This window comes from Allobosea sp. TWI1241, from assembly GCF_039673065.1.
Taxonomy (GTDB): Bacteria; Pseudomonadota; Alphaproteobacteria; order Rhizobiales; family Beijerinckiaceae; genus Allobosea.
Window position 1 is genome coordinate 48973 of sequence record NZ_JBDJKW010000014.1, and the last position, 26061, is coordinate 75033.

Below are 26061 nucleotides of genomic sequence, written 5' to 3' on the forward strand. Positions count from 1 at the left end.
CGCGGGCGGGAGACTGAAAGGCGGAAGGCGGGTTGGTGTCAGCGGGCGAGCCAGCCGCCGTCCACGGGCAGGATCGCGCCATGGACGTAAGCGGCGGCGTCGCTCGCCAGGAAGACGGCGGCGCCGCCGATATCGGAGGGGTTGCCCCAGCGCCCGGCCGGGATGCGGGCCAGAATGGCGGCGCTGCGTGCCGGGTCCTCGCGCAGGGCCTGGGTGTTGTTGGTCTCGACATAGCCGGGCGCGATGGCGTTCACATTGATGCCGTGCGGCGCCCATTCATTGGCGAGCAGCCGCGTCAGCCCGGCCAGCCCGCTCTTGCTGGCGGTGTAGGAGGCGACGCGGATGCCGCCCTGGATCGAGAGCAGCGAGGCGATGTTGACGATGCGCCCGCCGCGCCGCTCCGCCAGCGCCGCCCTGGCGAAGGCCTGCGCCAGGAAGAAGTTCGCCTTGAGGTTGAGGTTCATCACCTCGTCCCAGTCGCTCTCGGAGAAATCGAGCGCGTCGGCGCGGCGGATGATGCCGGCATTGTTGACCAGGATGTCGAGCGGGCCGGCGAGCGCGGCCGCCTCCGCCACGACGCGCGCGGCGATGCCGGCTTCCTGCAGGTCGACGCGCAGCGCGTGGCCGGTGCCGCCGGCCTGCGTCACCTGCGCCAGCGTCTCGTCCATGGCCGAGCGCCCGGCCGCGACCACGGTGGCGCCGGCCCGGGCGAGCGCGACCGCGATGCCCTGGCCGATCCCGGTATTGGCGCCGGTCACAAGCGCGCTGCGGCCGGCGAGCGAGAAGGGAGAGCGGTCGGTCATCAGCGCAGCGTCTCCACGGGGGCCTGGTCCATGTCGGTGAAGGTGACGTTGTCGCCGGCCATCGCCCAGACGAAGGCATAGTTCGAGGTGCCGCAGCCGCAATGGATCGACCAGTTCGGCGAGATCACCGCCTGCTCGTTGGCGACGAGGATATGGCGGGTCTGCTGCGGCTCTCCCATGAAATGGAAGACCCGGTGCGCCGGGTCGAGGTCGACATAGAGATAGGCCTCCATGCGCCGGGTATGGGTGTGGCAGGGCATGGAGTTCCAGACCGAGCCGGCCTCCAGCGTGGTCATGCCCATGACGAGCTGGTTGGTGCCGGTGGTGTCGGGCATGACGTATTGGCGGATGGTGCGCCTGTTCGCGGTCTCGGCGGCGCCGAGATGCAGCGTGTTCGCGTCCTGCTGGCGGATCAGCTGGTGCGGCGCCTCGCGATGGGCGGGCGCGCTGGTCAGGTAGAATTTCGCCGGCGCAGCCGCGTTCTCACTGGCGAAGATGACCTCGCGGGCGCCCAGCCCGACATAGAGCGCGTCGAGCCGGGGCAGGGAAAAGCGCTCGCCGTCGACCGTGACGCTGCCCGGCCCGCCGAGATTGATCACGCCGAGTTCGCGCCGCGCCAGGAAGAAGGGCGTGCCGGCGGGCGGGCAGGGCGGCAGCGCCAGCGGCGCCGAAAGCGGCATGGCGCCGCCGATGACCATGCGGTCGTAATGGCTGTAGGTCAGCGCCACCTCGCCCGGCACGAAGATGCGTTCGACCAGGAAGTCGGCGCGCAGCTGCTCGGTGTCGTAATGGCGGACGTCGCGCGGATGGGCGCATTGGCGTTCGTCGATCATGGCACCGTTCCTATCGTCATCGCCGCCGGGCCGGCACCGTCAGAGCCGGTAGGCTTCCTTGGCCAGCCGGTAGGCGAGGTCGTGGGCGACCTCGGCGGCCTCGTCCTCGTCGAGCCGGTGCTCGGCGACCAGCTTCGCCAGGTAGTGGCAGTCGATGCGGCGGGCGACGTCGTGGCGCGCCGGGATCGAGAGATAGGCGCGCGTGTCGTCGTTGAAGCCGACCGTGTTGTAGAAGCCGGCGGTCTCGGTGGTCAGCTCGCGGAAGCGCAGCATCGCCTCGGGCGCGTCGAGGAACCACCAGCCCGGCCCGAGCTTCAGCGCCGGATAATGCCCGGCGAGCGGCGCCAGCTCGCGCGAATACACCGTCTCGTCGAGGGTGAAGGCGATCACCGTCAGGTTCTTCTCGTTGCCGACCGCGTCGAGCAGCGGCTTCAGATCGGAGACGAAGTCGACGCCGCGCGGGATGTCGCAGCCCATGTCGCGGCCGAAGGCCTCGAACAGCGCCGGGTTGTGGTTGCGGAAGGAGCCGGGATGGATCTGCAGGACCAGCCCGTCGTCCAGGCTCATCTTCGCCATCTCGGTCAGCATCTGGCCGCGGAAGAGATCGGCGTCGGCGGCGCTGAACTTGCCCTTGAGGATCTTGGCGAACAGCTTCTCGCACTCGCCCTGGCTGAGATTGGCGGTGCGGGCCGTGGCGTGGCCATGGTCGGAGGAGGTGGCGCCGCGGGCGATGAAATAGGCGCGACGCTTGCGGTGGGCCTCGAGATAGCCGGTCCAGCTGGCGGTGTCCTCGCCGGTCAGTTCGCCGAGCGCGTGCAGATTGTCGGCGAAGCCCTCGAACTCGGGATCCACTATGCCGTCGGGCCGGTAGGCGGTGACGACCTTGCCGCCCCAGCCGGAGTCACGGATCATGTCGTGCCATTTCAAGGGATCGAGCGCGCCCTCGGTGGTGGCGATCGCCTCGATGTTGAAGCGCTCGAACAGAGCGCGCGGGCGCATCGCCTCGTCGCTCAGCTTCTCGGCGATGCGGTCGTAGATCCGGTCGGCGCTCTCGGCCGAGAGGCGCTCGGTGATGCCGAAGATGGTCGAGGCCGCGTGCTCGAACCACAGCCGCGTCGGCGTGCCGCGAAACAGGTGCCAGTGGCTGGCGAACAGCTTCCAGATCGCGCGCGGATCGGTCTCGACCTTGCCGCCGTCCTTGCGGGCGATGCCGAGCTTCTCCAGCGGGATGCCCTGCGAATAGAGCATCCGGAAGATGTAGTGGTCCGGCTTGACGAACAGGGTCGCGGGATCGGGGAAGGGCAGGTCCTCGGCGTACCAGCGCGGGTCGGTATGGCCGTGCGGCGAGATGATCGGCAGGTCGCGGACATGGCCGTAGAGGCGTCGCGCGATGCCGCGCGTCACCGGTTCCGCGGGAAGGAGGCGATCATCGTGCAGCAGCATCGCGTGCGTATCCTGAACTGGCGCCGCATCGACGGCGGCGACTCCACAAGCTCAATATACTAATATATTAGACTGTCAAAGACAGCCGCCGCCGCTTGGGCGGGCCTGACGATGGGCATGCGAGCATGGCGAGGATGGGACGATGCCGGAACGGCCAGTGAGCGAGAGCCCGCAGCCGGCGCGCGACCGGCGCCTGCCGGCGGGCGCGGCGCAGGCGGCCCAGCCCAGCGCGGCGACGCGGGTGCGCGAGGCGCTGAGGCGCGACATCCTCGCCATGGCGAGCCTGCCGGGCACGCCGATCGCCGAGAAGGAGCTGACCGAGCGCTTCGGCGTCAGCCGCACCCCGGTGCGCGAAGCGCTGATCAAGCTGCGCGAGGAGGGGCTGGTCGAGATCTTCCCGCAGGCCGGCACCTTCGTCGCGCGCATTCCGGCCGCGGCGGTCCCCGAGGCGGTGTTCATCCGCCAGACGCTGGAATCGGCCACCGTGGCGCGGCTGGCCGAGCGGCCGGGCGAGATCGATCTGCGCCGCGCCGAGGCGACGATCGCGCGCCAGCAGGAGCGCTGCGCCGCCGGCGACCAGGAGGGCTTCCACCTGGCCGACGAGGATTTCCACGCCGCGCTCGCCGAGGCGGCGGGGCATCCCGGCGTCTGGAAGATCGCGCAGGCCGCCAAGAGCCAGATCGACCGCTGCCGGCGCATGACGCTGCCGGTGCCGGGCCGGATGGCGGCGGTGATCGCCGAGCACGGCGCCATCCTCGCGGCGATCGCGGCCGGCGAGGTCGCGCCGGCGCAGGCGGCGATGGAGCGCCATCTCGGCACGCTGGTGCCCGATCTCGCGGCGCTGCGCCGCAGCCATCCCCATTACTTCGTCTGAGCCGCGGCGCGGGCGCTTGCCTTCGCGCCGGCTCCGGCGCCATCCTGCCGCGAACGCAGGGAGGCGGACCAATGACGACGCGGCGCAACCTACTGGCCGGAGCGGGGCTCGCGGCCATCGCCTCTCAGCTGCCCCTGGTCGCGCTGGCGCAGGCGCGCGACGGCGTCACCATCGGCATGACGCTCGAGCCGCCGACGCTCGACCCGACCTCCGGTGCCGCGCAGGCGATCCGCGAGGTGGTGCTGCAGAACCTGTTCGAGGGGCTGGTGGCGATGGACCGCACCGGCGCCCTGGTGCCGGGGCTGGCCGAGAGCTGGACGCTCGCCGACGACAAGGTGAGCTACACCTTCAAGCTGCGCCCGAACATCCGCTTCCATGACGGGGAGCCCTTCTCCTCCAGGCATGTGAAGTTCTCCTTCGAGCGCGCGACCGCGCCCGACTCCACCAACGCCCAGCGCTGGATCTTCACGCCGATCGCGGCGATCGAGACGCCCGACCCGGTGACGGTGACGATCCGGCTGAAGCAGCCGACCGCGAACTTCCTCTACGGGCTGGCCTGGGGCGATGCGGTGATCGTCTCCCCCGCCACGGCGGCCGACAACAAGACAAAGCCGGTCGGCACCGGCCCCTACCGCTTCGTGCGCTGGAACCGCGGCGACCGCATCGAATTCGCCCGCAACGACGAATACTGGGGTGAGAAGCCGGCGCTGGCCAAGGCGGTCTTCCGCTTCATCTCGGATCCGCAGGCGCAGGTCGCGGCGCTGAGGGCCGGCGACATCGACGCCTTCACCAATCTCTCGGCGCCGGAATCGATCAAGCAGCTGCAATCCGACAGCAAGCTCAAGGTCACGATCGGGCGCACCGAGGGCGAGACCATCCTCGCCATGAACAACGCCAAGCCGCCTTTCGACGATCTCCGGGTGCGCCAGGCGATCTCGCATGCGCTCGATCGCAAGACCATCGCGCTCGGTGTGTTCGGCTTCGAGGTCGACCTGATCGGCAGCCATTTCTCGCCGATGCACCCGGCCTATGTCGACCTGACCGGCACCTATCCCCACGACCTGGCCAAGGCCAAGGCGCTGCTGGCCCAGGCCGGGCACCCCAACGGCTTCACCTGCACGCTGCGCCTGCCGCCACCGGCCTATGCGCGGCGCGGCGGCGAGATCGTCGCGGCGCTGCTGGCGCAGATCGGCATCGTCGCCAAGATCGAGCCGCTCGAATTCCCGCAATGGCTGGAGCGGGTCTTCCGGGGGCGCGACTTCGACATGACGATCATCTCGCATACCGAGCCGCTCGACATCGGCAACTACGCCCGCGACGACTACTACTTCCAGTACCGCAACCCGGAGTTCAAGGCGCTGATGCAGCGCATCGACGGCACAGTCGACGACGGCGAGCGCAACCGGCTCTATGGCGACGCCCAGCGCATGCTGCCGCGCGATGCTGTCAACGGCTTCCTGTTCATCCTGCCGAAGATCACCGTGACCCGCGCCGATCTCGACGGAATGTGGACCGACTGGCCGCTGCCGATGACGCCGCTCGCCGGGGTGCGCTGGCGCTGAGGCGATGAGCGGCTACCTGCTGCGCCGGCTCGTCTCCCTCGCCGCGACCCTGCTGGTCGCGGCGCTGGTGATCTTCCTGGTGCTGGAGATCCTGCCGGGCGATCCGGCGGCGGTGACGCTCGGCCTCAACGCGGCGCCCGAGGCGCTGGCGGCGCTGCGCACCGAGATGGGGCTGGACCGGCCGGCGCCGCTGCGCTTCCTGGCCTGGATCGGCGGGATGCTCACCGGCGATCTCGGCCTGTCCTACACCTATCGCGTGCCGGTGACGCAGCTGATCGGCGAGCGCATGGCGGTGACGCTGCCGCTCGCCAGTTTCGCGATCCTGCTGGCCTGCGCCATCGGCATCCCGCTCGGCGCGCTCGCCGCCGCGCATCACAACAGGGCGGGCGACGCGGCGGTGATGGTCTTCGCCCAGCTCGGCCTCGCCATCCCGAATTTCTGGTTCGGCCTGCTGCTGGTGCTGCTCTTCGCGATCGGCGCCGGCTGGCTGCCGGCCGGCGGCTTCCCCGGCTGGGAGGGCGGGGCTGGGCCGGCACTGAAGGCGCTGCTGCTGCCGGCGCTGGCGCTCGCCCTGCCGCAGGCGGCGATCCTGGCGCGCGTGACGCGCTCGGCCATGCTCGAGACCATGCAGGAGGACTATGTCCGCACCGCCCGCGCCAAGGGCGTCAGCCGGCGCCGGGTGCTGCGCCGCCATGTGCTGCGCAATGCGCTGATTCCGGTGGTGACGGTGCTGGGCCTGCAATTCTCGGTGCTGCTGGCCGGCGCCATCATCATCGAGAACGTCTTCGCGCTGCCGGGGCTCGGCCGGCTGGTCTTCCAGTCGATCGCCCAGCACGACCTGATCGTGGTCAAGGACCTCGTCATGCTGTTCTGCGCGCTGGTGGTGGCGCTGAACTTCGTGGTCGAGCTGCTCTACGGGCTGATCGACCCGCGGCTGAGGCAGGCGACGTGAGGGGGCCTTCCGCTTCCTTGCCGCGCGGGCGCCGCGGGTGGGCCGGGCCGTCGCTGCTGATCGGCGCCACGCTGGCGGCGCTGGTGGTGGCGCTGGCGCTGGTCTCCTTCGTCTGGACGCCCTACGAGCCGACGCAGATGGCGATCCTCAAGCGCCTGCGCCCGCCCTCCGCCGAGCACTGGTTCGGCACCGACCAGTTCGGCCGCGACGTCTTCTCGATGATCATGGTCGGCGCGCGCAATTCGCTGGCGGTCGGGCTGGGCGCGGTCGGCATCGCGCTGCTCGTCGGCACGGCGCTCGGGCTCGCCGCCTCGCGCCGGCGCGACGGGCTGCTCGACCATCTGGTGATGCGCGCCGCCGATTTCAGCCTGGCCTTTCCGGCCGTGCTCTCGGCGATCATGATCGGCGCCGTCTGGGGGCCGGGCATGCACAATGCGGTGATCGCGATCGGGCTCTACAGCCTGCCCTATTTCGCGCGGCTCGCCCGCGGCGCCGCGCTGCAATGCCGCCAGCTCGACTATGTCCAGGCGGCGCGCGCGGCGGGCCTGAGCGAGGCGACGATCACCCGCGTCCACATCCTGCCCAACATCGCCGGCGTGCTGGTGGTGCAGGCGACGATCCAGTTCGCGCTCGCCATCCTCGCCGAGGCGGGGCTGTCCTATCTCGGCCTCGGCACCCAGCCGCCGGCCCCCTCCTGGGGACGGATGCTCAACGAGGCCCAGACCTTCATGGCGGACCAGCCCTGGCTCGCCATCTTCCCGGGCGCGGCGATCGCGCTCTCGGTGCTCGCCTTCAACCTGCTCGGCGACGGGCTGCGCGACGCGGTCGATCCGCGCACGCGCCGCTCGCGCGCCTGAGCCTTGGTGGAGCGCGACGCGCCATGACCGCGAAAGGCCCGCCATGAGCGATCCCGCCGATCTCAGCGCCGTCGAACTGCTCGCGGCCTACCGGGCGCGCAGCCTCTCACCCGTCGAGGTGACCGAGGCTGTGATCGCCCGGATCGCGACCTGGGAGCCGCAGCTCTGCGCGCTCTATGCCTATGACCCGGCCGAGGCGCGGGCGGCGGCGCTAGCCAGCGAAGCGCGCTGGCGGGCCGGCGAGGCGCTGCCGCTCGACGGCGTGCCCTGCACGATCAAGGAGAACATCGCCACGAAGGGCACGCCCGTGCCGCTCGGCACCGCGGCGACCGAGCTGACGCCAGCCAAGGCCGACGCGCCGCCGGCGCAGCGCCTGCGCGAGGCCGGCTGCGTCATCCTCGCCAAGACGACGATGCCCGATTACGGCATGCTGTCCTCCGGCCTGTCGAGCATCCATGCGCTGGCGCGCAACCCGTTCGACCTCGCGCTGAATCCGGGCGGCTCCTCCGCCGGGGCGGCGGCGGCCGGCGCCGCCGGCTACGGGCCGTTCCATGTCGGCACCGATATCGGCGGCTCGATCCGCCTGCCGGCCGGCTGGTGCGGGCTGGTCGGCCTGAAGCCGAGCTTCGGGCGGGTGCCGATCGACCCGACCTATTACGGCCGCGCCGCCGGGCCGATGACGCGCAGCGTCGCCGACGCCGCGCTGATGATGCGCGAACTGTCGAAGCCCGATGCGCGCGACCCGACGAGCCTGCCGCCGCAGGAGATCGCCTGGGAGGCGCTCGATCTCGGTCCGCACGGCCTGCGCATCGGCCTGCAGCGCGAGGCCGGCATCGGCCTGCCGGTCGATCCGGAGGTCGACGCGGCGATCGTCGAAGCTGCCGCGCGCTTCGCCGCGGCCGGGGCCGAGATCATGCCGATGGCGCCCTTCCTGACCCGCGAGATGCTGGACGGTCTCGACGATTTCTGGCGCCAGCGGGCCTGGGCCGATATCGGCGCGCTGCCGCCGGAGCGGCGCGCGAAAATCCTGCCCTATATCCTCGCCTGGGCCGAGGGCGGGCGCGATCTCGACGGGGCCCGCGTCTATCGCGGCATGAGCCAGATGATGGCGATGCGCCATGCGGCCGTCGCCGCCTGCGCGCCCTTCGACTACGTGCTCTCTCCGGTCTCGCCGGTGCCGGCCTTCCCGGCCGCGATGGCCTCGCCGATCGACGATCCGGCCCGCCCCTTCGAGCACATCGCCTTCACCGTCTCGGCCAATATGTCGGACCAGCCGGCGATCTCAGTCCATGCCGGCATGACCGCCTCGGGCCTGCCGATCGGCCTGCAGATCACCGGGCGGCGCTTCGACGATCTCGGCGTGCTGCGCATGGCGCAGGCCTGGGAGAGCCTGCGCGGCGCATCGGTGCCGTTCCCGCCGCCGCCGGCGGCCTGAGCCGAGGAAGGATGAGGCCATGGACCTGAAACTCGCCGGCAAGCGCGCCATCGTCACCGGCGGCAGCAAGGGCATCGGACGGGCGATAGCCCGGCAGCTGGCGGCGGAGGGCGTCGATCTCGTCGTCGCGGCCCGTACCGCCGGCGCGGTCGCGGCGACCGCGGCCGAGCTGGCCAGCGAGAGCGGGCGCAGGATCGTCGGGCTCACCGTCGACACCCGCGACGAGGCCTCGGTGAAGGCGCTGGTCGCCGGCACGGTGGCGGCGCTAGGCGGGGTCGACATCCTGGTCAACGCCGCCGCCCAGCCCGCCAGCCGGGCGAAGCCGCCGAAGCTCTCCGAGATCACCGACGCGCTGTTCTACGACGATGTCGACGTCAAGGTGATGGGCTATCTGCGCATGGCGCGCGAGGTCGCGCCGCTGATGGCGGCGCAGGGCTGGGGCCGCATCGTCAACATCAGCGGGCTGAACGCCCGCATGGCGGGCTCGACCATCGGCTCGATCCGCAATGTCGCGGTGGCGGCGATGACCCGGAACCTCGCCGACGAGCTCGGGCCGAGCGGGATCAACGTCACGGTGGTCCATCCCGGCATCACCCGCACCGAGCGCACGCCGGAGCTGCTGGTGCGCCGCGCCGAGGCGGCCGGCGTCGCGCCGGCCGACATCGAGCGGCGCATGGGGGAGGGCATCTCGATCGGCCGGCTGGTCGATGCGGCCGAGGTCGCAGACGTCGTCGCCTTCCTGGCCTCTCCACGCTCGGTGGCGATCAGCGGCGACGCCATCGCCTGCGGCGGCGGCACGCGCGGCGTCATCCACTACTGAGGCGCATCGGGCCGGCGGGCCGCTCCCGCCGCGCGGGGATGGGCGGCGTCATAGGCCGCCAGCAGCCGCGCCGAATCGATGCGGGTGTAGATCTGCGTCGTCGAGAGCGAGGCGTGGCCGAGCAGTTCCTGGATGGCGCGCAGATCGCCGCCGCGGCCGAGCAGATGCGTCGCGAAGGAATGGCGCAGCGCATGCGGCGTGGCGCTGGCCGGCAGGCCGAGCGCGCCGCGCAGTCCCTCGACGGCGAGCTGGATGATGCGCGGCGAGAGCGCGCCTCCACGCACGCCGACGAAGAGCGGCCCTTCCGGCGCCAGCCGCCAGGGGCATTGCGCCAGATAGGCGTCGATCGCCGCGACCACCACCGGCAGCACCGGCACCATGCGGGTCTTGCCGCCCTTGCCGAGCACGGTCAGCGCCTCGCCGGGCCCGGCCGGCGCCTGCGAGCGCCGGAGCCCGAGCGCCTCGGAGATGCGCAGCCCGCTGCCGTAGAGCAAGGAGAGCACGGCTGCGTCGCGGGCCAGCACCCAGTCGGGTCGGTCCTCGCCGGCGCGGCTGTCGGCGCGGGTCACGGCGGTGGCGGCGCCGGCGTCGAGCGGGCGCGGCAGGCCCCTGCCGAGGCGCGGCCCCCGCGTCGCGGCGAAGGCGGCGGCGCTGAGCGCCCCGCTGCGCTCGCCGAAGCGGGCGAACGAGCGCAGCGCCGCGAGCTGGCGCATCAGCGTGCGGTTGCCGGCGCCGTCGCGGCGGCGGCTGCCGAGGAAAGCGCGCAGATCGGCGGGCTTGAGGGCGCGCAGCGCCGCCAGCGTCGGCTCCGCGTCGAGATGCCCGCGCAGGAAGCCGGTGAACTGGCCGAGATCGCGGGCATAGGCCTCGAGCGTCTTCGGCGAGAGCCGGCGCTCATGGCGCAGATGGCCGAGCCAGTCCTGTTTCAGCGCCTCGAAATCGGTCACGGCCTCGGGGCCTCGCCTTGCGGTTGCGGGTGCGATTGCGGGGACGATTGTGGGCGCGAGCGCTTAACAAGGGCTCTTCGCCGGCGGCCCGGCGCCATGTGCCGTGATGCGTACCGCGCCGCGGCCGCGCCTGCTAGGACTGGGGGAAACGTCCCGTCGGAGATGCCCGCCTTGCCAGCCGCCTCGCCTGCCAGCGCCAGCCCGGACCTCGTCTTTCCCTTTCCCGAGCCGCCGGCAGCGGGCGAGGTCGTCACCGTGGCGCCGGGCGTGCTCTGGGCCCGCGTCGCGCTGCCCTTCCGGCTCGACCACGTCAACATCTACCTGCTGGAGGACGAAGACGGCTATGCCGTGATCGATACCGGCATCGGCGACGAGGCGACCCGGCAGGCCTGGCTGGCGCTGACCGCCGGTCCGCTCGCCGGGCGCCGGCTGACCCGGCTGTTCGTGACGCATCACCATCCCGACCATATCGGGCTGGCCGGCTGGCTGCAGGAGCGCTTCGACCTGCCGCTTGCGACCAGCCAGACCAGCTATCTCAGCTGCCTGACCATCTCGCAGAGCCCGGGCTCGCTCGAGGCGCCGGTCTATCGCGACTTCTATCTGCGCCACGGGCTGGCGCGCGAGATCACCGATCTCGTCGCGACGCTCGGCCATGGCTATCTGCGCATGGTGACGCCGCTGCCGCCGACCTTCACCCGCGTCGTGGAGGGCGACGTGCTGCGCATCGGCGGGCGCGCGGTGCATGTGCTCTCGGGCGACGGCCACGCGCCCGAGCAATTGATGTTCCACTGCCCCGAGGCCGGGATCTTTCTCGCGGCCGACCAGGTGCTGGCGAAGATCACGCCGAATATCAGCGTCTGGGCGGTGGAGCCGCAGGGCGATCCGCTCGGGCTCTATCTGCGCTCGCTGCGGGCGCTGCCGCGGCAGATTCCCGACGACACGCTGGTGCTGCCCGGTCACCAGCTGCCCTTCCGCGGGCTGGCGGCGCGCTGCGGGCAGCTCGTGGCGCATCATGCCGAGCGCTGCCGGCTGATCGCCGGGGCGGTGGCGCGGCGGCCCTGTTCGGTCGCCGAGCTGGTGCCGGTGATGTTCACCCGCCCGCTCGATCCGCACCAGCTCAGCTTCGCCTTCAGCGAGGTCTTCGCGCATGTGAACGCGATGCTGGCGCTGGGCGAGCTGGCCTGGGCCGAGCCGGAGGGCGGGGTGATGAAGGTCGGCCCCGGCCCGCTGGCGCGGGCCGAAGCCTGAGTGCCGCTCAGCTGGCCTGCGGCGGCGGCTCGACCGTGGTGACGGTCAGCGTGTGCGTCTTGCCGTCGCGCGCCGTCCAGGCGATCGACTGGCCGGCGGCGAGCCCGATCAGGGCGGTGCCGATCGGCGTCAGGATCGAGATGCGGCCCTGCTCGATGTCGGCCTCGCCCGGATAGACCAGCTGCACCCGGCGCGCCGCGGCGTTGTCGGAGGCGAAGGTGACGAAGGAGCCCATGCGCACCACGTCGGCCGGCACCTGCTTGGCGGCGACGATGCGGGCGCGGTCCATCTCGGCCAACAATTCGTCCGCGACCTCGGGGATGCGCTCCTGGGCGGCGGTGGCGAGGCTGCTCAGCCGCTCGTGATCGAGTTCGCTGACGACGATCTTGGGCTTGCGCGGGGGCTTCTGGGTCATTGCCTTGGTCTTGTCCTGGGAATGAGACGACCGGCCCGTGCCTGGGCCGGCATCGTCTCGATGAGGGTGCTCGAAATGAGGGAACTTGCGCCTGTCGGCGTCTCGCCTGCCCGGACGGCAGAGAGGACGGCACCCCGCAACTCGGGGCGCATGGCCGGAGTCCGGGGCTAGAATTCCGCGATCGGTGCGATCCGGAACACGAGGTGGCGCTTCGTCGTCATGCGCCTAGACTTGGGTCGTCCCGCGCGACTGTCAAGCCGACAGTAAGGCTACCCCCACCGGAAGAGCCGACGCCACGCGCATGGCGACGCTGGGTCAGCTTCGTCGCCGATTGATCCGCAGCCGGGCTGCGCCTATGCTTAACGGACGATTAACGTGGACCGGTCCCGATGGCCGACCTGTTCGGGCTGGTGCCGAACTTTCGCTCGCAACTCCTCGCCATCAACCCGTGGGCGCGGCTGCACGGCCCGGCTTTCGCCGCGGCGATCGACGGCTCGCGCGACGGCGCGGTCGTGGCGCTGCTGGCGGCCCGGCGCGCCGCGACCCTGGTGCGGCTCCATGCCGGGGCCGGGCTGTGGAACCACTGGGCCGACCAGATGGCGCGGCTGCGCCTCGGGCTCGATCCGGCGGCCCTCAGGCTCTGGCGGCTGATCGCCGAGACCGACCTCGCCGACGAGTCCTTCGACGACGCCTTCGACGTGACGCATTACCGCTTCCCCGGCCCGGCGCGCTTCGCCGGTGCGGCCTTCGCCGGGGATGCCTGGTTCTCGCGGGCCCGCTTCGAGGACACGGCGGATTTCCGCGACGCGGTCTTCGCCGGCGACGCGGTGTTCGAGGGCACGCGCTTTTCGGCCGCGGCCGATTTCGGCGCGGCGCGATTCGGCCGGGCGGCGGAGTTCCGCGAGATCGTCTGCGGCGGCGTCGCCGGCTTCGTCGAGACCGAGTTCGGGCGCGACGCCTGGTTCCGCCGCTCGCGCTTCGAGCAGGCGCTGGTGTTCCGCGGCGCGCGCTTCGCGGCGGAGGCGGGCTTCGGCGACATCGCCTGCACCGGCCCGGCCGATTTCGCCGAGGTCGCCTTCGACGACAATGCCGGCTTCGACGGCGCGGTGTTCGACGGCGCCGTGACCTTCTCGCAGGCACGCTTCGGCCGCACGGCCTGGTTCAACGGCGCCGCCTTCCGCGGCGATGCCGAGTTCGCCCGCACCCGCTTCCTCGGCCGGCGCTGCTTCGACGGCATCGACGTGGCGCTGCCGCGCCATCCGGTCGCGGCGCAGATCGAGCAGCTGCGGCGCGACCATCTGCGCGTCGCCGGCTGACGCGGGAACCGGGTGGCGGGCGCCGGCGCCCGGCCCCATCCTGCCGGCATGACCCTGCCCAACCGCGTCGCCCCCGATGGCAGCCTGCGCGCCGATCCGGCGCGAGGGCTGCTTTTCGGCAATCGCGGCGGCCGCTTCCACGCTGCCGGCCCGGCGCGCGCCGAGACGCCGCGGCGCATCCAGGCGTCGCGGCACTGGCTGTGCTGCCGGCTCGACGGGCCCTGGCCGCGCCGCGAGGTCTGGGGCACGGGCTATACCGAGCTGTTCTTCTGCGACGAGGTGACGGCGCTGGCCGCCGGGCACCGGCCCTGCATGGCGTGCCGGCGGGCCGATGCCCTGGCCTATCGCACCGCGCTTGCCGCGGCCGAGGGGGAGGGGAAGCCGGCTCCCGTCGTCGCGCTCGACGCCAGGCTCGACCGCGAGCGCCGCGACGGGCGAGCCAAGCGCCTGCACGCGGCCAGCGCCGAGGACCTGCCGGACGGCGCGATGATCGCCGCGGCCGATGGCGGCTTTCTCGCCATCGCCGGCGCGCAGGCGCTTCTCTGGTCGCCGGCCGGCTATCGGACCGCCCTGGCGCGCCCGCGCGGCAGCGTGGCGCTGCTGACCCCGCCGGCCAGCGTCGCCGCCTTGAAAGCCGGCTATCGACCGCTCTGGCATCCGAGCGCCACGGGGCTTCTCCTGTTGGGGAACCCGAGTTCGCCGATGCGCGTTGTCCCGTCACGATCAACCGAGAACGGGGACTGACAAATGCGCTCGATCGCTTTGTGGCTGCTTGGTGTGCCGATTCCGATCATCATCCTGCTGTGGTTCTTCATGCGCTGACAGCGCACGGCAGGAGCATGCCGAGATGGCCGGGGTCGTCCCCGGCCATTGACGTTTGTGGGGCTCCCCGCCCGCGACGATTGGGCTATAGCGAGGCCATGAGCGCGACCGTTCCCCCGATCATCCGGATCTCCGATCTCTCCAAGACCTATGATTCGGGCTTCGCGGCGCTGAAGGGCGTCTCGCTCGACATCGCGCGCGGCGAGATCTTCGCCCTGCTCGGCCCCAACGGCGCCGGCAAGACCACGCTGATCGGCATCGTCTGCGGGCTGGTGCGCAAGAGCGGCGGCAGCGTCACCGTCGACGGCCACGACATCGAGCGCGACTACCGCGCCAGCCGCGGCATGATCGGGCTGGTGCCGCAGGAACTGACCTCCGACGCCTTCGAGAGCGTCTGGAACACGGTGAGCTTCAGCCGCGGCCTGTTCGGCAAGCCGCGCGACCCGGCGCTGATCGAGCGGGTGCTGCGCTCGCTCTCGCTCTGGGAGAAGCGCGACAGCAAGATCATGACGCTGTCGGGCGGCATGAAGCGGCGCGTGCTGATCGCCAAGGCGCTTGCGCACGAGCCGCAGATCCTCTTCCTCGACGAGCCGACCGCCGGCGTCGATGTCGAGCTGCGCCAGGACATGTGGCGGCTGGTGCGCGGCCTGCGCGACAGCGGCGTGACCGTGATCCTGACCACGCATTACATCGAGGAAGCCGAGGAGATGGCCGACCGGGTCGGCGTCATCCGCAAGGGCGAGATCATCCTGGTCGAGGAGAAGGCCGAGCTGATGCGCAAGCTCGGCCGCAAGGAGCTGGTGCTGAACCTGCAGGAGCGCCTTTCGGCGGTGTCGCCGGCACTGGCCGGCTACGGGCTCGTCCTGCGGGCCGAGGGGGCCGAGCTGGTCTACAGCTACGACACCAAGGCCGAGCGCACCGGCATCACGGCGCTGCTCGCCGATCTCGCCCGCGAGGGCATCGGCTTCAGCGACCTCAACACCAGCCAGTCCTCGCTCGAGGACATCTTCGTCGGCCTGCTGAAGGCGAACGCATGAGCACCTCCGCGATCAATCACCGCGCCATCGCCGCGATCTACCGCTTCGAGATGGCGCGGATGAAGCGCACGCCGATGCAGAGCATCCTTTCGCCGGTGATCTCGACCTCGCTGTACTTCGTCGTCTTCGGCGCGGCGATCGGCTCGCGCATGCAGGCGATCGACGGCGTGCCCTACGGCGCCTTCATCGTGCCCGGGCTGATCATGCTCTCGCTGCTGACGCAGAGCATCGCCAACGCCTCCTTCGCGATCTACTTTCCCAAGTTCACCGGCACGATCTTCGAGCTGCTTTCGGCGCCGGTGGCGTGGTGGGAGGCGGTGTTCGGCTATGTTGCGGCGGCCGCCACCAAATCGGTGCTGCTCGGCCTGATCATCCTGGCGACGGCCTATCTCTTCGTGCCGCTGCAGATCCAGCATCCGTTCTGGATGCTGCTCTTCCTGGTGCTGACCGCCACGACCTTCAGCCTGTTCGGCTTCATCATCGGCATCTGGGCCGACGGGTTCGAGAAGCTGCAGGTGGTGCCGCTTCTCATCGTCACGCCGCTGACCTTCCTCGGCGGCTCGTTCTATTCGATCGACATGCTGCCGCCCTTCTGGCGGACGCTGACCCTGTTCAACCCGGTGGTCTACCTGATCAGCGGCTTCCGCTGGAGCTTCTTCGGTAGCGCCGATGTCGGCATCGCGGTCAGCCTGACGATGACGCTGGTCTTCCTCGCCGCCTGCATCGCGGCGACCGGCTGGATCTTCCGCACCGGCTACCGGCTGAAGGCCTGACCAGTCGCGAAAAGGGCCGCCCTTCCGGGCGGCCCTCGCAAGCCGATGTCCGGCCTTGCGTCGGCTCAGCCGCCGGCGCGGGTGGCGCTCCAGTCCTGCGACTTGCCGTCGACCTCGGTCGTGCCGGTCATGCGGCCGTCCTCGACCTTGCCGGTATAGCGGCGACCGTCGGCGGTGAACTCGATCTGGGTGCCGGTCATCTTGGCCTCCTCGATCTTGGCCTGCTTGGTGCCGGTGGTCAGCGTGCCGCTCAGCATCTGGAAGGTCTGCTCGAGCTTGAGCTCGCCATTCGGCATCTTCCAGCTGCCGCCGACCTTGGCGGGCACGATCCACTTGTAGGCGCGGCAATAGGAGGCGCAGCCGTCGCTGACCTCGATGGTCTGGTCGGCCTGCCAGTTCTCCATGGTGAAGGTGTTGGAGACGACGCGGGTGCCCGGCTTCATGTCGAGGATGGTCGGGCGCAGCCGCAGGTTCAGTTCCGGCAGCAGGAACAGGGTCAGCACGGTCGCCTGCGAGAAATCGGTCTCGAAGATGTCGGCCTGCTTGAAGGTCGCCTTGTCGCCGGCGCCCTCGCGCTCGGCATTGCGCTTCGACAGCGCCACCAGGTCGGGATTGTACTCGATGCCGAGCGCCTTGATGCCGCGCTTGGCCGCGGTGATCACGGTGCGGCCGTCGCCGGAGCCGAGATCGATCACATAGTCCTCCGGCGTCGCCTTGGCCATGTCGAGCATGGCGTTGACCAGGGTCAGGTCGGTCGGCACCCAGACCACGTCCTTGCCGGCCTGGCCGGAGACCGGCTCATAGGCCTTCTCCGCCTTCGGGGCGGAGGTCTCCATGGACTTGTCCTTGGCCGCGCCGCCGGCGGCGGGGGCAGGGGCAGGGGTCTGCGCCGGCGTCTGCGCCATGGCGAGGCCCAGCGAGAGCATGGAAACGGCACAGGCCGCCGCAAGGGTCCGGATCGTCGTCATCGGTCGTGTCCTTTCGGTGGGGAGGATCAGTCGGAGGCCGCGGCGGGGCGGGCCTCGGCAGGGTGTGCGGCGGATGCTGCGGTGGCCGTCTCGCCGGCCTCGGCGCGGCGGCGGAAAAGCAGCAGCGGCGCGCCGGCGGCGACGACGGCCAGCCCGAACAGCGCGCCCTTGCCGGTATAGGCGAGGCTGGCGTGCAGCATATAGGCGCAACTCAGGCAGAACAGCGCCGGGGTCAGCGGGTAGAGCGGCACGCGGAAGGGCAGCTCCCGGTCCGGCTCGCGCCGGCGCAGCACGAAGAGCGCGATCCCGACCAGCAGCAGGAAGGCCCAGAACACCGGGGCGGTGTAGTCGACCATGGTCTGGAAGCCGTCGCGCGTCGCCGAGCCGAGGCCGACGAGGACCAGCGCCACCAGCCCCTGCAGGATCAGCCCGTTGGCCGGGGTGGTGCCGCGCGCATTCCATTCGCCGACGCTGGGCAGCAGGGTCAGGTCGCGCGCCATGGCGTAATAGACGCGCGCGCCGGTGAAGATCGTGGCGTTCAGCGTCGAGAAGGCGGCGGCGACGATGGCGACGCTGACCAGCACCGCGCCGGATTCACCCGCCACCGCCCGCATCATGTCGGCGGCGATGGCGCTGGAGTTGCGCAAACCGTCGAGGCCGAGCGTGCCGAGCAGCGCGAGATTGGCGAGAACATAGAGCGTGGTGATGATCGCGGTGCCGATGATCAGCACCCGGCCGATCCGGCGCGGTGCGTCGCGCAATTCGCCGGAGAGATAGGCCGCCTCGTTCCAGCCGCCATAGGTCAGCAGCACGAAGATCATCGCCATGCCGAGCGCTGCGCCCGGGCCGGCCGGGCTCGGCGCGGCCGCCGCAGCGGCGGGGTCGGCGCTGCCGAACAGGCCGAAGACGATGATCGCGGCGATGGCGCCGACCTCGACGAAGGTCATCGCGATCTGGGTCAGCTTGCTCTCGACCGTGCCGATCACGTTCACGGCGGTGAGCAGCACGATGGCCAGCGCCGCCCAGATCGCGCCGCCATGGGGGCCGAGCGGCCAGAGCTGCGCGGCATAGTCGCCGAGCACGAAGGCGACGGCGGCGATCGCGCCGGTCTGGATCACCGAGCCGCGGGCCCAGCCGAACAGCATGGCCACCGGCCGGCCATAGGCGCGCGAGAGGAAATGGTATTCGCCGCCGGCATGGGGATGGGCGGCGGAGAGCTCGGCATAGCAGAGCGCCCCGACCAGCGTGACGGCGCCGCCGAGCACCCAGACCGCGATGAAGGCGAAGCCGCTATCGACATTGGCGGCGACGAGGGACGGCGTCTTGAAGATCCCGATGCCGACCACGATGCCGACCATGATGGTCACGGCGTCGAACACGGAGAGAACGGGTTGTGGTTCGGCTCGGCTTCCAGTCGCCATCGGTCCTCCCGGCTTCGTCACGTCCTGGACGGGCGGTTGCCGCACCGTCACGGGACATCAAAGACGGAAACACCGGAAAGGCCACCCGGGTTCGTTCACGGTCGCGTGACCTTTCGTCACCCGGCCTGAGGCGGAGGCGGGAGCATGCACGCTGGCGCGGCGGCGCCTCAGGCGCTGCGGATGCGGGTGAAGAAGCTGTCGATCTCGCCGCGCAGCGCGGTCGCCTCGCGGGCGAGGTTCTCGGCGGTGCGCAGCACCTCGGCGGCCGAGCGCATCGCGTCGTCGGAATTGCCGGCGATGCTGGCCAGGCGCTGGGCGACGGTGGCCGAGCCATGGGCCGCGGCCTGGGCGTTGCGGGCGATCTCGGAGGTGGTGGCGCGCTGCTCCTCGGTGGCGGCCGCGATCGCGGAGGATTGCTGCGAGACCTCCGCCATGGTGCGGGTGATGGTGCCGATCGCGGTGACGGCGCCTTCCGCCTCGTCGTGGAAGGAGGCGATCTGGCAGGCGATGCCGTTGGTGGCCTCGGCCGTGCGGCTCGCCAGCGTCTTGACCTCGGAGGCGACGACCGCGAAGCCGCGCCCGGCCTCGCCGGCGCGGGCCGCCTCGATGGTGGCGTTGAGCGCCAGCAGGTTGGTCTGCTCGGCGATGTCGCGGATCAGGTCGATCACCGTGACGATCTGGTCGGAGGCGCGGGCGAGATTGCCGACATGGCGGCTGGCGCCCGCCGCATCCTGCGCCGCGCCGCCGACCATGCTGTTGGCCTGGGTGATGCGCGCCGCGATCTCGGTGATCGAATCCGAGAGGTTCTCGGCCGAGTAGGCGACCTGGTGGACGTTGCCGGAGGCTTCCTGCGAGGCCTGGCGGGCCTCGGTCAGCTGCGTGGTCGCGGTGGTGGCGACGCCGTTGAGCATGCGGGCGGCGGCCTCCAGCCCGTCCACGCCGGAGGCGACGGTGCGCAGCGCGCCGGCGAGCCTGGCGTCGAAGGCCGCGACGATCTCGTCGATGCGGGCCTGGCGGGCGGATCGCGCCGCCTCTTCGCGGGCGGCGGCGGCCTCCAGCGTGGCGCGGGCGCGGGCATTGTCGCGGAACACGGCGACGGAGCGCGCCATGTCGCCGATCTCGTCATTGCGGTCGGTCAGCGGGATGTCGCCGACCGGGGCCGAGCGGGCGAGCGCCTGCATACTGTTCGACAGCTGCCGCAGCGGCGTCGAGACCCGCCGGCGCGCGATCAGCAGCGCCAGGCCGAGCCCGACCGCCAGCGCGGTCAGCCCGGAACCGATCATGAGCTTCATGTTGCCGGCGCGGACATGGCCGAGATCGATCGTGATGCCGCGGCTCTCGGCGGCGTGCTCGCCGGAGATGCGCCGCAGCTCTCCGGTCAGGCGCTGGCGTGCCGCGACGACGGCCGGTCCGGTGCCGAGCGCGTGGGCGCCGGCGATGTCGCCCTTCGCGGCAAGCCCGACGATCTTGCGCCGCAATGCCGTGAACTCCGCGAGACTGCCCGAAATCTCGGTGAACTTGGCGCGGTCGTCATCGTCGAGCAGCGGCTCCCATTCGGTCAGGAGCAGCTCGATCTGGCGCAGGCCCTGCACCAGATGGGCCGAATAGGTCGCGGCCTCCTCGGCATCGCGGCTGAGATAGACGCCGCGCGACTCCATCACGACGGTGTTCACCAGCCCGGCGACCTGGCCGCTGATCGCGGCACGGCGCGAGGCGGACTGCATCGCGCCGGTCAGCTCGGAATAGCGGTTGAGCGTGCCGGTGGCGACGGCGAGCGCCAGGCCGGCGACGACGACGGGGAGCAGCACGGCTGCGAGGATCTGGCTCGAGATGGTTCGCAGCAAGGCTGTTCAACGCGCGCGACGGCCGCGACTTCGTCGTCAGGCGCGCAGCGGGAAACCTCCCCTAGCGATAGGTGCCGCGCGGTTAACAAGGGGTTGAGCCGGCCGGCCTGATCCGGGCGATTGACTCGGGAGCCGGCATCCTGTCTCACACCGGCCATGACCGATCACCAGACCCTCGACGGCCGTGCGGCTGCCGGCGCTCAGCATGCGCGCCGGCGGACCTTCGCGATCATCTCGCACCCCGACGCCGGCAAGACCACGCTGACCGAGAAGCTCTTGTATTTCGGCGGGGCGATCCAGCTCGCCGGCGAGGTGCGCGCCAAGCAGGGCCGGCGCCAGACCTCGTCGGACTGGATGAAGATCGAGCGCCAGCGCGGCATCTCGGTGGTCACCTCGGTGATGACCTTCGAGTATGGCGGGCACGTCTTCAACCTGCTCGACACGCCGGGCCACGAGGACTTCTCGGAGGACACCTATCGCACGCTGACGGCGGTCGACAGCGCGGTGATGGTGATCGACGCCGCCAAGGGCATCGAGGCGCGTACCAAGAAGCTGTTCGAGGTCTGCCGCCTGCGCGACATCCCGATCGTCACCTTCATCAACAAGGTCGACCGCGAGACCCGCGATCCCTTCGACCTGATCGCCGAGATCGAGAACACGCTGGCGCTCGACGTCGCGCCGATGACCTGGCCGGTCGGGCGCGGGCGCGAGTTCGCCGGCACCTACGACCTCCACGCCAACACCTTCCGCCGCAACCAGAAGGGCGACGAGAACGCGCAGGACCAGACGGTCTCCGGCCCGGACGACGCGCTGTTCGACGAATTGCTGCCGCATGGCGCGGCCGAGACCTGGCGCGAGGAGGTCTTCCTCGCCAGCGAGGGGCTGAAGCCCTTCGACCTCGAGGCCTTCCGCGAGGGGCATCTGACGCCGCTCTATTTCGGCGCGGCGCTGCGCGACTACGGCGTGCGCGACCTGATCGACGCGCTCGGCCGCCATGCGCCGAGCCCGCGCGCCCAGCAGGCCGACAAGCGCGCCGTCGAGGCGGGCGAGCCGAAGATGACCGGCTTCGTCTTCAAGATCCAGGCGAACATGGATCCCAACCACCGCGACCGCATCGCCTTCATGCGCGTCTGCTCGGGCAAGCTCTCGCGCGGCATGAAGGCCAAGCTGGTGCGCACCGGCAAGCCGATGCCGCTGAACGCGCCGCAGTTCTTCTTCGCGCGCGACCGCTCGATCGCCGAGGAGGCCTATGCCGGCGACATCGTCGGCCTGCCGAACCACGGCACGCTGCGCATCGGTGATACGCTGACCGAGGGCGAGGACGTCGTCTTCAAGGGCGTGCCGAGCTTCGCGCCGGAAATCCTGCGCCGCGTCAAGCTCAAGGACGCGATGAAGGCCAAGAAGCTGCGCGAGGCGCTGCAGCAGATGGCGGAGGAGGGCGTGGTCCAGCTCTTCCTGCCGCATGACGGCGCCCCCGCCATCGTCGGCGTCGTCGGCGCGCTGCAGCTCGACGTGCTCAAGGAGCGCATGGAGGTCGAGTATTCGCTGCCGGTCGATTTCGAGCCCTGCCAGTTCGCGATCGCGCGCTGGGTCTCGAGCACGGATGCGGCCGCCCTGCAGAAATTCGTCTCCGCCCGGCCCTCGGCCATGGCCGACGACCTCGACGGCGACCCGGTCTTCATGGCCTCCTCGCAGTTCACGCTGAAATACGACGCCGAACGGGTGCCGGAGATCGTCTTCTCCGACGTCAAGGACTACCAGAAGGGCGCCGCCGGCTGAGGCCGGCGGGCGCGCCTCGGCGCCCTTCGTCACAGGACTCCCGACCTCCCCGTTATTCCCTCCCGGCCATCGTCCGCCAGTCGGGGGCCTCGCGCAGCGAGGAGCCCGGACCCCGTGACCCCGCGGGTCCTCATGCGGCCGCGGGCCCGCGTCCCGCCTCATCGCGAGTGGCTCGGCCCGCGAGCCGTGGCGTCGCGCCGGCACCGCCGTTTCCAGCATGGCCGGCTTGCCCGACGATCCAGCTCTTCAGCCCGGACCGCGTCGAGTGAGGGATGGAAGGCCGTTGGCGGTTCGCCTCATCGCTCACCCGGTCATGGGTTCCGGGCTCGGGCCTTCGGCCCGCCTTGGAATGACGGCGGGGGGCGCGGCGCGGCGCGTCCGGCGCAAGGTGGCGCCTCACCGGACAGCGCATCGGCCTGGGCGCTGCAGCGCGCCGCAGCCGGCACGTCCTGGCCGCAGCGCGGAGCCGTGGCCCCGCTCGCCTGCTCCCGATCGGCGGCTCAGCGCTGCCAGCGGTTGAGGGCGTCGACCATGGTCTGGGCGCCGGCGGCGCCCTTCTCGAAGGTGATGATGCCGCGGCGGCCGGAGGCGAAGCGGACCGGCAGGTCGATCCAGGCGCGGTCGCGCAGCAGGCCGAGATTGCGCTCGGCCTCGACCGGCACGCTCGACAGCGCCGCGACGAACAGGTTGTCGCCGAGCGCCGAGGCGATGGCCGAGAGCGGGGCGCCGCGCTCGCTCTCCTCGACCTTGAACTGCGGCACGCCGACCTCGCGGATGGCGTCGTTCGCCGCCTCGCCGGTGGTGGTGAAGCGCATGCCGATGATGTGGGTCGCCGGGAAGGCGGCGTCGGTGTTGCGCCGGATGGTGAAGTCCAGCGAGGTGCCGGCCTCGGGAATCTCGATCGTGGCGCGCACGATGGTCTCGACCGGCTGGCCCTGGCCGACCGTATCGCTGTCGAGGCGCCAGGAAACGCGGCCGGGCACGGTGCGCGGCTGCTGCGGGGTCTCGGGCACCTCGATATAGAGCACGGCGCGCTGCGAGACCGGCAGGGCTTCGCCCGGGGCCTGCGTCGCCGCGCCGTTGCGCTGGCCCTGCTGCGTGCCGGAGACCGGCTCGCCGCCGGCGCGCTCGACGATCTTGCCGGCCTGGTCCTGCGGCTGCTGGGCCGGGCGCTGCAGCGTCTCGGTGCGCGTGCGCACCGTCTGGTCGCCCGGGTTGACCTTGTGGATGTAATAGGCCGTGCCGGCGATGGCGGCGACCGCGATGGCGACGCCGCCGCCGACGATGGCGGTGCGCAGATGGCCGGGATCGACGGAGCGGCGGCGCTGCGGCGCGACCCGCGGGCGCAGTGCCGCCTGGTCCTCGCCGGCCGGCTGGGCCGGCTCGGGCTGGTCGGCCGGGACGGAACGCCCCGGCGGCTCCGGCTCCTCGACCGCCGGGCGCGCCGCCGGCAGGGGCGGCAGGCTCGGCTCGATCGCGTCGGCCAGGGTGATTTCCGCCTCGATGCGCGCCACCGCCTCGTCGAGCGACAGGCGCTCGCGGGTGATGTCGGCTTCGGAGAGCGGCGGGTCGAGGCCGCGCAGCTGCGCGATCAGCGCGGTGCGGGCACGGTCATAGACCGCCTGCCGCGCTTCCGGCGACTTGTCGGTGAGCCCGGCGATCGCCCGCGCCAGAATGGGATGGAAATCCGCCATTGGCCTCAGATGTCCGTCTTGGTCCGGCCCGTCAACCCTCGAACGGATTCGTGACGAGAATGGTGTCGTCGCGCTCGGGGCTGGTCGAGAGCACCGCGACCGAGGCGCCGATCAACTCCTCGATCCGCCGGACATACTTGATCGCCTGGGCCGGGAGGTCGGCCCAGGAGCGGGCGCCGGCGGTCGAGCCCTGCCAGCCGGGAATCGTCTCGTAGACCGGCTCGACGCGGGCCTGGTCGCTCTGGCCGGCGGGAAGATGCTCCAGCACCTCGCCGTCGAGGCGGTAGCCGGTGCAGACCTTGATCTCGTCGAAGCCGTCGAGGATGTCGAGCTTGGTCAGCGCGATGCCGTCGATGCCCGAGGTCTTGACGGTCTGGCGCACCAGGCAGGCGTCGAACCAGCCGCAGCGGCGCTTGCGGCCGGTGACGACGCCGAATTCCTTGCCCTTCTGGCCGATCAGCTCGCCGATCTCGTCGTTGAGCTCGGTCGGGAACGGGCCCTCGCCGACGCGGGTGGTGTAGGCCTTGGCGATGCCAAGCACGTAGCCGACCGCCGAGGGGCCGAGGCCCGAGCCGGTCGCGGCCTGGCCGGCGACGATGTTCGACGAGGTCACGAAGGGATAGGTGCCGTGGTCGACGTCGAGCAGGGCGCCCTGTGCGCCCTCGAACAGGATGCGCTTGCCGGCGCGGCGCTCGGCGTCGAGCAGGGCCCAGACCGTGTCGGCATAGGGCAGGATCTGCGGCGCGACGGCCTGGAGCTGGGCGAGCAGCTCGGCGCCGTCGACCTCGTCGATGCCGAGCCCGCGGCGCAGCGCGTTGTGATGGGCGAGCAGGCGCTCGATCTTGGCGGCGAGGATCGCCGGGTCCTTGAGGTCGATGACGCGGATGGCGCGCCGGCCGGCCTTGTCCTCATAGGCCGGGCCGATGCCGCGCTTGGTGGTGCCGATCTTCAGCGTCGCGCTGGAGGTCTCGCGGAAATGGTCGAGCTCGCGGTGCAGCGGCAGGATCAGCGTGGCGTTGTCGGCGATGCGCAGGTTCTCGGGCGAGATCGCCACGCCCTGGTCGCGCAGGCGGGCCATCTCCTCGACGAGGTGCCAGGGATCGACCACGACGCCGTTGCCGATGACCGAGAGCTTGCCCGGGCGCACGATGCCCGACGGCAGCAGCGAGAGCTTGTAGACCTTGCCGTCGATGACGAGCGTGTGGCCGGCATTGTGGCCGCCCTGGAACCGCACCACCACATCGGCCTGGCTCGACAGCCAGTCGACGATCTTGCCCTTGCCCTCGTCGCCCCACTGGGCGCCGACCACGACCACGTTCGTCATCGCGGAGACCTTTCTCTCGCTTCGGTCCGCGCCGGGGGCGGTAGGCGCCTGTCGCCCCGCCCGGCAGGCGCCGGAGAAAATGCATCGGCGCAAAGCGCCCGCACAAACGAAAACCCCGGCGCAAGGCCGGGGTTTCGCGTGAGGTCCTTGCAAGCCCTCTTCGGCCATGAGCATGGCGAGGTCAAGGCCGCGTCCGCGATAGCAGGGGAAGAATCGTCGCAGCCCCGCAGCGGCGGAGGGGTCCCCGGCGCCGGCGGCGGTTGCCGGCCGGCGGCGCCTTGGCTACCCCGGCGGTCAACCGACAGGAGCAGGGCCATGCAGCCGATCGCGATTTCCACCCTCACCATCTGCGGCATCGAGGAGTTGCCGGCGCAGAAGGCGCGCAGCGTCAGCCATGTGCTCTCGCTGCTCGACCCCGACTGGCCGGAGCTGGAGAGCTTCGCCGAATACGGCACGCATGAGCGCGTCACCCTGCACTTCCACGACATCATCGTCCCGCAGCAGGGACGCGTGCACCCGACGCAGGAGCATGTCGCGGCGATCCTCGACTTCGGCGGCAGCCTGCGCGATTCGGCGGCGGCACGGCAGCAGGGTCACCTGCTGGTGCATTGCCATATGGGCGTCTCGCGCTCGACCGCGGCGATGCTGTCGCTGATGGCGCAGGTCCACCCCGACGAGAGCGAGGAGGCGCTGTTCGCGCGGCTGCGCAGCGTGCGCCCGCAGGCCTGGCCGAACTCGGTGATGGTCGGCTTCGCCGACGCCCAGCTCGGCCGCGGCGGCCGTCTGGTCGCGGCGCTGCGGCGCCATTACGGCCACCAGATCGCGGCGCAGCCGCATTTCAACACCTGGATGCGCGAGCTCGGGCGCGAGGCCGAGCTCGCCATGGCGCTCTGA

The 26061-nt window shown here is 71.2% G+C and carries 23 protein-coding genes; 13 read left to right on the forward strand and 10 right to left on the reverse strand.

All coding sequences use genetic code 11. The features are described 5' to 3' along the window. Nucleotides 1-38: 38 nt before the first annotated feature. The 3 genes from kduD to uxaC are packed head-to-tail and all read right to left on the reverse strand — an operon-like array spanning nt 39 to nt 3079. A complete protein-coding gene (kduD, locus tag ABE438_RS16650) occupies nt 39-803 on the reverse strand; it encodes a 2-dehydro-3-deoxy-D-gluconate 5-dehydrogenase KduD (RefSeq protein WP_346503778.1) in 765 nt (254 codons plus the stop codon). After that, complete coding sequence (kduI, locus tag ABE438_RS16655) at nt 803-1636, reverse strand: 5-dehydro-4-deoxy-D-glucuronate isomerase (RefSeq protein WP_346503779.1); 834 nt, start codon at nt 1634-1636, stop codon at nt 803-805. The genes kduD and kduI overlap by 1 nt, the downstream gene beginning before the upstream one ends. A gap of 39 nt (nt 1637-1675) precedes the next feature. Continuing rightward, on the reverse strand, nt 1676-3079 hold the full coding sequence (uxaC, locus tag ABE438_RS16660) for a glucuronate isomerase (RefSeq protein WP_346503780.1): 1404 nt from the start codon (nt 3077-3079) through the stop codon (nt 1676-1678). A 157-nt stretch (nt 3080-3236) separates the two neighbouring features. On the opposite strand from uxaC, the gene ABE438_RS16665 reads away from it, so the two are divergent. The 6 genes from ABE438_RS16665 (at nt 3237) to ABE438_RS16690 (ending at nt 9579) form a co-directional block, all read left to right on the forward strand. Further along, nucleotides 3237-3953 (forward strand): GntR family transcriptional regulator, encoded by a 717-nt coding sequence (locus tag ABE438_RS16665; RefSeq protein ID WP_346503781.1) that lies wholly within the window; start codon nt 3237-3239, stop codon nt 3951-3953. A 71-nt stretch (nt 3954-4024) separates the two neighbouring features. Then, nucleotides 4025-5515, forward strand: coding sequence for an ABC transporter substrate-binding protein (locus ABE438_RS16670; RefSeq protein WP_346503782.1), 1491 nt, complete (start codon nt 4025-4027; stop codon nt 5513-5515). A 4-nt stretch (nt 5516-5519) separates the two neighbouring features. Then, nucleotides 5520-6467: an ABC transporter permease gene (locus ABE438_RS16675; protein ID WP_346503783.1), complete on the forward strand. Its 948-nt coding sequence runs from the start codon at nt 5520-5522 to the stop codon at nt 6465-6467. Continuing rightward, entirely contained in the window at nt 6464-7324 is an 861-nt protein-coding gene (locus ABE438_RS16680) for an ABC transporter permease (RefSeq protein ID WP_346503784.1), read from the forward strand. The genes ABE438_RS16675 and ABE438_RS16680 overlap by 4 nt, the downstream gene beginning before the upstream one ends. A 43-nt stretch (nt 7325-7367) precedes the next feature. Further along, nucleotides 7368-8759, forward strand: coding sequence for an amidase (locus ABE438_RS16685; protein WP_346503785.1), 1392 nt, complete (start codon nt 7368-7370; stop codon nt 8757-8759). Between the two features lie 19 nt (nt 8760-8778). After that, complete coding sequence (locus ABE438_RS16690) at nt 8779-9579, forward strand: SDR family NAD(P)-dependent oxidoreductase (protein ID WP_346503786.1); 801 nt, start codon at nt 8779-8781, stop codon at nt 9577-9579. On the opposite strand, the gene ABE438_RS16695 is transcribed toward ABE438_RS16690, so the two are convergent. Then, nucleotides 9573-10526, reverse strand: a complete 954-nt coding sequence (locus tag ABE438_RS16695) for a tyrosine recombinase XerC (RefSeq protein WP_346503787.1) — start codon at nt 10524-10526, stop codon at nt 9573-9575. The genes ABE438_RS16690 and ABE438_RS16695 overlap by 7 nt on opposite strands. Nucleotides 10527-10697: 171 nt before the next feature. Here ABE438_RS16695 and ABE438_RS16700 point away from each other — a divergent pair, with 171 nt between their 5' ends. Beyond that, nucleotides 10698-11774, forward strand: coding sequence for an MBL fold metallo-hydrolase (locus ABE438_RS16700; protein ID WP_346503788.1), 1077 nt, complete (start codon nt 10698-10700; stop codon nt 11772-11774). A gap of 7 nt (nt 11775-11781) precedes the next feature. On the opposite strand, the gene rnk is transcribed toward ABE438_RS16700, so the two are convergent. Then, nucleotides 11782-12189, reverse strand: coding sequence for a nucleoside diphosphate kinase regulator (gene rnk / locus ABE438_RS16705; RefSeq protein WP_346503789.1), 408 nt, complete (start codon nt 12187-12189; stop codon nt 11782-11784). 389 nt (nt 12190-12578) lie between these two features. Between rnk and ABE438_RS16710 the strand changes: the two genes are divergently transcribed. The 4 genes from ABE438_RS16710 to ABE438_RS16725 all read left to right on the forward strand — a co-directional run bounded on the left by ABE438_RS16710 (nt 12579) and on the right by ABE438_RS16725 (nt 16137). Further along, entirely contained in the window at nt 12579-13505 is a 927-nt protein-coding gene (locus ABE438_RS16710; RefSeq protein WP_346503790.1) for a pentapeptide repeat-containing protein, read from the forward strand. A 48-nt stretch (nt 13506-13553) separates the two neighbouring features. Further along, nucleotides 13554-14249, forward strand: coding sequence for a hypothetical protein (locus ABE438_RS16715; RefSeq protein WP_346503791.1), 696 nt, complete (start codon nt 13554-13556; stop codon nt 14247-14249). Nucleotides 14250-14425: 176 nt separating this feature from the next. Further along, nucleotides 14426-15364, forward strand: coding sequence for an ABC transporter ATP-binding protein (locus tag ABE438_RS16720; RefSeq protein WP_346503792.1), 939 nt, complete (start codon nt 14426-14428; stop codon nt 15362-15364). Next, on the forward strand, nt 15361-16137 hold the full coding sequence (locus tag ABE438_RS16725; protein ID WP_346503793.1) for an ABC transporter permease: 777 nt from the start codon (nt 15361-15363) through the stop codon (nt 16135-16137). The genes ABE438_RS16720 and ABE438_RS16725 overlap by 4 nt, the downstream gene beginning before the upstream one ends. 65 nt (nt 16138-16202) lie before the next feature. On the opposite strand, the gene ABE438_RS16730 is transcribed toward ABE438_RS16725, so the two are convergent. From ABE438_RS16730 to ABE438_RS16740, 3 genes are all read right to left on the reverse strand, one after another. Continuing rightward, a complete protein-coding gene (locus tag ABE438_RS16730) occupies nt 16203-17105 on the reverse strand; it encodes a class I SAM-dependent methyltransferase (protein ID WP_346503794.1) in 903 nt (300 codons plus the stop codon). A gap of 26 nt (nt 17106-17131) precedes the next feature. Beyond that, on the reverse strand, nt 17132-18484 hold the full coding sequence (locus ABE438_RS16735; RefSeq protein ID WP_346503795.1) for an APC family permease: 1353 nt from the start codon (nt 18482-18484) through the stop codon (nt 17132-17134). 209 nt (nt 18485-18693) lie between these two features. Then, the gene (locus ABE438_RS16740; RefSeq protein WP_346503796.1) at nt 18694-20370 is read right to left on the reverse strand and encodes a methyl-accepting chemotaxis protein; all 1677 of its coding nucleotides are present in this window, start codon (nt 20368-20370) and stop codon (nt 18694-18696) included. Nucleotides 20371-20526: 156 nt separating this feature from the next. Here ABE438_RS16740 and ABE438_RS16745 point away from each other — a divergent pair, with 156 nt between their 5' ends. Then, a complete protein-coding gene (locus tag ABE438_RS16745) occupies nt 20527-22149 on the forward strand; it encodes a peptide chain release factor 3 (protein ID WP_346503797.1) in 1623 nt (540 codons plus the stop codon). A 500-nt stretch (nt 22150-22649) separates the two neighbouring features. On the opposite strand, the gene ABE438_RS16750 is transcribed toward ABE438_RS16745, so the two are convergent. After that, nucleotides 22650-23843, reverse strand: a complete 1194-nt coding sequence (locus ABE438_RS16750) for a serine/threonine-protein kinase (protein WP_346503798.1) — start codon at nt 23841-23843, stop codon at nt 22650-22652. Nucleotides 23844-23874: 31 nt separating this feature from the next. After that, nucleotides 23875-25167: an adenylosuccinate synthase gene (locus ABE438_RS16755; protein WP_346503799.1), complete on the reverse strand. Its 1293-nt coding sequence runs from the start codon at nt 25165-25167 to the stop codon at nt 23875-23877. Between the two features lie 315 nt (nt 25168-25482). Here ABE438_RS16755 and ABE438_RS16760 point away from each other — a divergent pair, with 315 nt between their 5' ends. After that, complete coding sequence (locus ABE438_RS16760; RefSeq protein WP_346503800.1) at nt 25483-26061, forward strand: tyrosine phosphatase family protein; 579 nt, start codon at nt 25483-25485, stop codon at nt 26059-26061.

Bases quoted from the DNA above. Each gene is read 5' to 3' on its own strand.
- ABE438_RS16750 (WP_346503798.1), bottom strand. From the start codon at position 23,843: ATGGCGGATTTCCATCCCATTCTGGCGCGGGCGATCGCCGGGCTCACC.
- ABE438_RS16720 (WP_346503792.1), top strand. From the start codon at position 14,426: ATGAGCGCGACCGTTCCCCCGATCATCCGGATCTCCGATCTCTCCAAG.
- kduD (WP_346503778.1), bottom strand. From the start codon at position 803: ATGACCGACCGCTCTCCCTTCTCGCTCGCCGGCCGCAGCGCGCTTGTG.
- uxaC (WP_346503780.1), bottom strand. From the start codon at position 3,079: ATGCTGCTGCACGATGATCGCCTCCTTCCCGCGGAACCGGTGACGCGC.
- ABE438_RS16755 (WP_346503799.1), bottom strand. From the start codon at position 25,167: ATGACGAACGTGGTCGTGGTCGGCGCCCAGTGGGGCGACGAGGGCAAG.
- ABE438_RS16715 (WP_346503791.1), top strand. From the start codon at position 13,554: ATGACCCTGCCCAACCGCGTCGCCCCCGATGGCAGCCTGCGCGCCGAT.
- ABE438_RS16745 (WP_346503797.1), top strand. From the start codon at position 20,527: ATGACCGATCACCAGACCCTCGACGGCCGTGCGGCTGCCGGCGCTCAG.
- ABE438_RS16675 (WP_346503783.1), top strand. From the start codon at position 5,520: ATGAGCGGCTACCTGCTGCGCCGGCTCGTCTCCCTCGCCGCGACCCTG.
- ABE438_RS16760 (WP_346503800.1), top strand. From the start codon at position 25,483: ATGCAGCCGATCGCGATTTCCACCCTCACCATCTGCGGCATCGAGGAG.
- ABE438_RS16685 (WP_346503785.1), top strand. From the start codon at position 7,368: ATGAGCGATCCCGCCGATCTCAGCGCCGTCGAACTGCTCGCGGCCTAC.
- ABE438_RS16730 (WP_346503794.1), bottom strand. From the start codon at position 17,105: ATGACGACGATCCGGACCCTTGCGGCGGCCTGTGCCGTTTCCATGCTC.
- ABE438_RS16690 (WP_346503786.1), top strand. From the start codon at position 8,779: ATGGACCTGAAACTCGCCGGCAAGCGCGCCATCGTCACCGGCGGCAGC.
- rnk (WP_346503789.1), bottom strand. From the start codon at position 12,189: ATGACCCAGAAGCCCCCGCGCAAGCCCAAGATCGTCGTCAGCGAACTC.
- ABE438_RS16670 (WP_346503782.1), top strand. From the start codon at position 4,025: ATGACGACGCGGCGCAACCTACTGGCCGGAGCGGGGCTCGCGGCCATC.
- ABE438_RS16725 (WP_346503793.1), top strand. From the start codon at position 15,361: ATGAGCACCTCCGCGATCAATCACCGCGCCATCGCCGCGATCTACCGC.
- ABE438_RS16710 (WP_346503790.1), top strand. From the start codon at position 12,579: ATGGCCGACCTGTTCGGGCTGGTGCCGAACTTTCGCTCGCAACTCCTC.
- kduI (WP_346503779.1), bottom strand. From the start codon at position 1,636: ATGATCGACGAACGCCAATGCGCCCATCCGCGCGACGTCCGCCATTAC.